This is a genomic window from Mesorhizobium sp. M7A.F.Ca.CA.002.05.1.1 (assembly GCF_003998335.1).
Lineage (GTDB): Bacteria > Pseudomonadota > Alphaproteobacteria > Rhizobiales > Rhizobiaceae > Mesorhizobium.
In genome coordinates this window covers 1-4,906 of the sequence record NZ_RZQI01000436.1, presented here as the reverse complement: position 1 = coordinate 4,906, position 4,906 = coordinate 1, and the positions used below count along the sequence as shown (strand labels likewise).

At 62.8% G+C, this 4,906-nt stretch carries 6 protein-coding genes and 1 pseudogene; 2 read left to right on the top strand and 5 right to left on the bottom strand.

Annotation, left to right across the window (positions count from 1 at the left end):
• On the top strand, nt 1-1,034 hold a 1,034-nt coding region (rnd, locus tag EN939_RS20865; protein ID WP_127269490.1), incomplete at its 5' end, for a ribonuclease D.
• Nucleotides 1,035-1,083: 49 nt separating this feature from the next.
• Here rnd and EN939_RS20860 read toward each other — a convergent pair.
• From EN939_RS20860 to EN939_RS20840, 5 genes are all read right to left on the bottom strand, one after another.
• Nucleotides 1,084-1,503 carry an MAPEG family protein gene (locus EN939_RS20860; protein WP_127269489.1) on the bottom strand — a complete coding sequence of 140 codons (420 nt, stop codon included), beginning with the start codon at nt 1,501-1,503 and terminating at the stop codon, nt 1,084-1,086.
• A gap of 37 nt (nt 1,504-1,540) precedes the next feature.
• On the bottom strand, nt 1,541-2,164 hold the full coding sequence (locus EN939_RS20855) for a hypothetical protein (RefSeq protein WP_127269488.1): 624 nt from the start codon (nt 2,162-2,164) through the stop codon (nt 1,541-1,543).
• A complete protein-coding gene (gene guaB / locus EN939_RS20850) occupies nt 2,115-3,617 on the bottom strand; it encodes an IMP dehydrogenase (protein WP_127269487.1) in 1,503 nt (500 codons plus the stop codon). Before guaB ends, EN939_RS20855 begins: the two co-directional genes overlap by 50 nt.
• Before the next feature lie 156 nt (nt 3,618-3,773).
• The gene (locus EN939_RS20845) at nt 3,774-4,229 is read right to left on the bottom strand and encodes a PIN domain-containing protein (RefSeq protein ID WP_127269486.1); all 456 of its coding nucleotides are present in this window, start codon (nt 4,227-4,229) and stop codon (nt 3,774-3,776) included.
• Nucleotides 4,226-4,471: a type II toxin-antitoxin system prevent-host-death family antitoxin gene (locus EN939_RS20840; protein WP_127269485.1), complete on the bottom strand. Its 246-nt coding sequence runs from the start codon at nt 4,469-4,471 to the stop codon at nt 4,226-4,228. Before EN939_RS20840 ends, EN939_RS20845 begins: the two co-directional genes overlap by 4 nt.
• Nucleotides 4,472-4,758: 287 nt before the next feature.
• Between EN939_RS20840 and EN939_RS39170 the strand changes: the two are divergent.
• Nucleotides 4,759-4,906, top strand: a pseudogene (locus EN939_RS39170) (multidrug efflux MFS transporter); the annotation flags it as partial.

The following is a 4,906-nucleotide window of genomic DNA, read 5'->3' as shown; positions in this document are numbered from 1 at the left end:
GCCTCATACAGATGGCCGCACCCGGCGTGACGGCGTTGATCGATCCGCTGGCTCCCGATATCGACCTGAAGCCGTTCTTCAGGCTGATGGCCAACGAGGCGGTGGTCAAAGTCTTCCACGCCGCGCGGCAGGATATCGAAATCATCGTCCACCTCGGCGATCTGGTTCCGCATCCGGTGTTCGACACGCAAGTGGCGGCGATGGTCTGCGGCTTCGGCGACAGTGTTTCCTACGATCAGCTCGTGCAGCGCATCACCGGTGCGCGGCTCGACAAGTCATCGCGTTTCACCGACTGGCGCCACCGGCCGCTTTCCGACAAGCAGCTCGACTATGCGCTGGCCGACGTCACGCATCTCATCGAGGTCTACCAACACCTCAGCGCCGAACTGGAGCGGGAAAACCGCGCCCATTGGCTCAACGAGGAAATGGAGGTCCTGACCTCGCGCGAAACCTATGATCCGCACCCCGAGGACGCCTGGAAGCGGTTGAAGATGCGGCTGCGCAAACCGCAGGAACTGGCGATCGTGCAGGGCGTGGCGGCGTGGCGCGAGCGCGAGGCGCGCGAACGTGACGTGCCGCGCGGCCGCGTTCTGAAAGACGACGCGATCTACGAGGTGGCGCAGCAGGCGCCGCGCGACGCGGCAGCCCTCGGCAAGCTGCGCACGACGCCGAAGGGCTGGGAGCGCTCGTCGACGGCAACGGCGCTGCTTGGCGCGGTCAACACCGCGCTTGCCTTGCCCAAGGAAGAGATGCCGAAACTGCCAAAGAGTTTCCAGCCGCCCGAGGGCTCGAGCGCCGCGGCGGAACTGTTGAAGGTGCTGCTGCGGATCGTTGCCGAAAAGGAGGGCGTCGCTTCCAAGGTGCTGGCCTCCAGCGACGACATCGACCGTATCGCCGCCGAGGGCGAGGAAGCCGACGTACCGGCGCTGCAAGGCTGGCGGCGCGCGGTGTTCGGCGAGGCCGCGCTCAAGCTGGTACGCGGCGAGATCGGCATCAAGTTCGACAAGCGCAAGATCGCGGTGTTCGACCTTTAGGCGAACGGACTTCCCTTCTCCCCTGTGGGAGAAGGCAGAAGCGCTCTGCTCAGACCGCGCCGAGCAGGTGCAGCGCGAACCAGATCCATCCCAGCAGGAGAATCACCGCACTGACGAAGAATGACCGGCTGCGCAGCAGCAGATTGTTGCTGGTCAGGTGAATCCAGGCATGGAAATAGCGGGACGCGACGAAAATCCACATCAGCGACAAGGTCAGATAGTTGACGCCGTTGGTCAGGTGCAGCGTCAGGCACAGCACGTAAAACAGCACCGGCAGTTCGAACTGGTTGGTGAGATTGGCGGCAACGGTGACGCTGGAGGCCGGTTCGGCCGAACGCACCTTGAACTGACCGGCCTTCGCCTCGCCTGACCTTATTGCGCCGTATCTGCGACGACCCAGGACGCAGTAGACGATGTAGATCAGCAGCACATGCGCGAGAACGGGCCAGAAGATCGTGGTCTGGTTCATCAAGTGCCCCCTGCCCGGTTGGGCTTCGCGTGCGGCATCAGGCCTGGCGTTTCTGGCCCGCCAGCCAGAAGGCCGCGATGACGATCACCGGTATGGCGAAAAGCGCGAATTTGGTGACGGTGAGCGCCGAGGCGAAAGACAGCGAGTCCGGGTTGGCCGACAGGAAATCGGACAGAAGCCGCGCCACCGCAAAGTTCTGAACGTAATGTGCAAGCGTGTAGGGAAGCACCAGGACCAACGCGAAAATCGACTGCAGCTGCGCCGGCAGCACGCGGAAAGCCTTCAATCGCCGGCCGGTGGCCAGGATGAGGCTGACCAGCGTGACCGACAGCAGCGCCGGGAACAACAGGTCGAAGGTCAGATAGTGCCAGACGAGAATGATCTCGCCGCCGCGCCGGCCGAGCGCTGTCAGCCAGGCCATGCCTTCGTCCGGCGTAAACCCTAAAATGCGCATGTCGAGCGACGGCAAGCCGCCGCTCAACTGGCGGAAATAGAAGAATTCCAAAGCCGTCATGGCGATGAAAACCACCGCCGACAGGAAACAGAGCGCGCCTGCGTGGCGAGACAGCCGCAGGATCGTTGCCGTCAGGTTCCGCCCGAGCCCGTACTGGTCAGGCTCCACCGGGATAGTTCGGGCTTTCGCGGGTAATCGTGACGTCATGGGCGTGGCTTTCACGAAGTCCGGCATTGGATATGCGCACAAAGGTGGCGCGCTCGCGGAAATCGGCAAGGTCGCGGCCACCAACATAACCCATAGCGGCTTTCAAGCCGCCCGCAAGCTGGTGCAGCACGCCAGACACAGGTCCCTTGTAGGGAACCTGCCCCTCGATGCCTTCAGGGACCAATTTCAGCGTGTCGCGCACCTCGGCCTGGAAGTAGCGATCGGCGGAGCCGCGGGCCATGGCGCCGACCGAGCCCATGCCGCGATACGCCTTGAAGGAGCGGCCCTGGTGCAGATAGACCTCGCCCGGGCTTTCGTCGGTCCCGGCCAGCAGCGAGCCGATCATGGCCGCACTTGCGCCGGCGGCGAGCGCCTTGGCCAGATCGCCGGAATATTTGATGCCGCCATCGGCGATCACCGAGACGCCGGATTTGTGCGCCGTCTCGACCGCCGACATGATCGCCGAGAGCTGCGGCACGCCGACGCCGGCGACGATGCGGGTGGTGCAGATGGAGCCCGGACCGATGCCGACCTTGACGGCGTCGGCACCGGCGTCGATCAGCGCCTGCGTGCCCGCGGCGGTGGCGACGTTGCCGGCCAGGATGCGAACCGAGTTGGAGAGTTTCTTGGCGCGCGTCACCGCGTCGAGCACGCGTTGCGAGTGGCCATGCGCGGTGTCGATCACCAGAAGGTCGACGCCGGCATCGATGAGACGTTCGGCGCGTTCATAGCCGTCATCGCCGACGCTGGTGGCCGCGGCGGCGCGCAAGCGGCCCTGTGCGTCCTTGCTGGCGTGCGGGTTGAGCTGCGACTTCTCGATGTCCTTGACGGTGATCAATCCGACGCAGTTGCCCTGCCTGTCGACGACAACCAGCTTTTCGATGCGGTGCTGATGCAGAAGCCGCTTGGCCTCGTCCTGGTCGACGTTCTCCTTGACCGTGATCAGGTTGTCACGGGTCATCAGCTCATGGACCTTCTGCGCCGGATCGGAGGCAAAGCGCACGTCGCGATTGGTCAGGATGCCGATCAGCCGCCCGACCTTGTGGCCGCCAGTGCCACCATTCTCGACCACCGGAATGCCCGAGATCGAATAGCTGCGCATCAGGCCCAGCGCGTCGGCGAGCGTCGCGTCGGGGCCGATGGTGACAGGATTGACCACCATGCCGGATTCGAATTTCTTGACCTGCCGCACCTGCTCGGCCTGTTCGGCCGGCGAGAAATTGCGGTGGATGACGCCAATGCCGCCGGCTTGGGCCATGGCGATGGCGAGCCTGGCCTCGGTGACGGTGTCCATCGCCGCCGAGAGGATCGGCACGTTGAGGTCGATGTCGCCGGCGATGCGGGTGCGGACATCGGTCTCGCCGGGCATGACCTCGGAATGGCCGGGCTGCAGCAGCACGTCGTCAAAGGTCAGCGCCAATGCGCCAGTGGACGTTTCGATGATTTTTGCCATGGCCAGTCCCTTGAATATAAAACGCGGTGGGGGAATACAAAAAAGCGCTGGACCGGAATGGACAGCGCCGACTCGTTTCTTCCCTTTCAGGATTGGCGCTGGCTGGTACCACGTCCAAGCGCCAATGAAAAGCCGATCGTCTCGGTGTTTCGCGTTCTATCCAGAAGACTCCCCCAAGAGAGCATTGAGCAGAACGTGACGCGGCGATGCGAAAGGGCTGACGACAGTTACCCCACCCCATGTGAAGCCATCTTGCAGGTCTTCCGAAAGGAGCATCCGACAACCGGTTTGGGAAGCGGTGGACAGAATGACCGCGTCCCAAATGCTGAAGTGGTGGTCCGTAGCCAGATCAGCCGCCATCATCATTACGTCTTGCACTGTCGCGGCAACTGGAAACGCGTCGCGCCAGCCCAGAAGGGCATCCCGGGCTTCTACAGGCGGTCTTCCGGCCTTGCGGACGAGAACGTTGTACAGCTCACCAAGGACCTGAACAGGAATAACAGCAGCCTCTTGCGGTAGGTTGCGCAGCAGTTCAAGAACAATATCGCGCTTCTCGGCACCGTTGACCCCTTCCGCGCAGGCAAGGACATTGGTGTCGAGCGCAACCTTCATCGCTCGTCCTCGTAGAGCTCGCCACGGGTCCAGCGCCCGACATCCAAAACAGGCTGGCGCTCGAGGCGCGACAACAACGCTACGCGCGAGCGGGAAGCCACACCCTGCTGTCGATCGGCGGGCACTATTCGCGCGACCGGGCGTCCGTGACTGGTCACGACGTAGCTCTGTCCTTCGCGAACACCGCGCAGGATGAGAGAGAACTTGCGGTTGGCATCGGCTGCCGAAACGGCTTCTTCCATGACAAAGTCCATATAGTAGTTATATACACTACAATAATGTGACACATCGCCATTCGCAAGCTATTCTTTGCTGCTTGGCCAGCGCCTGGAGACGGAACGAGAAGACCTTGGCCGTCCCGGCAGTTCTGATTTAGGCACGGCGGCAGGCCAAGCGAACTGCCTGTCTCCCCGCAGTCGCACAAAAGTGACAGCAAATTAATGCGACATCAGAGCCGGCCCATGATAACCGCCCTGCATGTTGGCTTGCCTCCCGGTCAACCGTAAAAGAATCAAGTCGGACGCGTTTTGTGAACCGCACCATCCCGCTCATCCTGGCGGTCGCCCTTTTCATGGAAAACATGGATTCGACCGTCATTGCGACATCGCTGCCGGCGATCGCCGTCGACATCCACACCAGTCCGATCGCGCTCAAGCTGGCGCTGACCGCCTATCTCG

Bases quoted from the DNA above. Each gene is read 5' to 3' on its own strand.
- guaB (WP_127269487.1), bottom strand. From the start codon at position 3,617: ATGGCAAAAATCATCGAAACGTCCACTGGCGCATTGGCGCTGACCTTT.
- EN939_RS20840 (WP_127269485.1), bottom strand. From the start codon at position 4,471: ATGGAAGAAGCCGTTTCGGCAGCCGATGCCAACCGCAAGTTCTCTCTC.
- EN939_RS20845 (WP_127269486.1), bottom strand. From the start codon at position 4,229: ATGAAGGTTGCGCTCGACACCAATGTCCTTGCCTGCGCGGAAGGGGTC.
- EN939_RS20860 (WP_127269489.1), bottom strand. From the start codon at position 1,503: ATGAACCAGACCACGATCTTCTGGCCCGTTCTCGCGCATGTGCTGCTG.
- EN939_RS20855 (WP_127269488.1), bottom strand. From the start codon at position 2,164: ATGACGTCACGATTACCCGCGAAAGCCCGAACTATCCCGGTGGAGCCT.